This window comes from Solihabitans fulvus (genome assembly GCF_008386585.1).
GTDB lineage: Bacteria > Actinomycetota > Actinomycetes > Mycobacteriales > Pseudonocardiaceae > Solihabitans > Solihabitans fulvus.
Map to the genome: position 1 here is coordinate 1 of NZ_VUOB01000203.1, position 360 is coordinate 360.

General features: G+C 76.7%; 1 pseudogene. It reads left to right on the plus strand.

Going from position 1 to position 360, the window contains the following annotated elements:
• Positions 1-360: pseudogene (locus tag F0L68_RS43070) on the plus strand (AfsR/SARP family transcriptional regulator); the annotation flags it as partial.

Here is a 360-nt window from a genome sequence, read left to right on the forward strand (position 1 = left end):
GAGGGGCGCCAACGCGCCGCGCTGCGCCGGCTGGTCGACTTCTCCCTGCACACCCCGACCGCCGCCGACCGGCTCCTCCACCCGCACCGGCCGCACCTGCCGCCGGATCCGCCCGTGCCCGACTGCCTGCCGTATCCCATGTCCACCTACCCGGCGGCGCTGGCCTGGTTCGACACCGAGCACGCGTGCCTGTTGGCCGCCCAGCGCATGGCCGTCACCCACGAATGGCACCAGGCCGTGTGGCGCCTGGCGTGGACGCTGAACACCTTCCACCACCGGCGGGGGCACAGCCCCGGCCGGCCCGCCGTCTGGCGGGCCGGGCTGGCCGCCCCCGAGCATCTCCCCCACCCCCCCACCCAC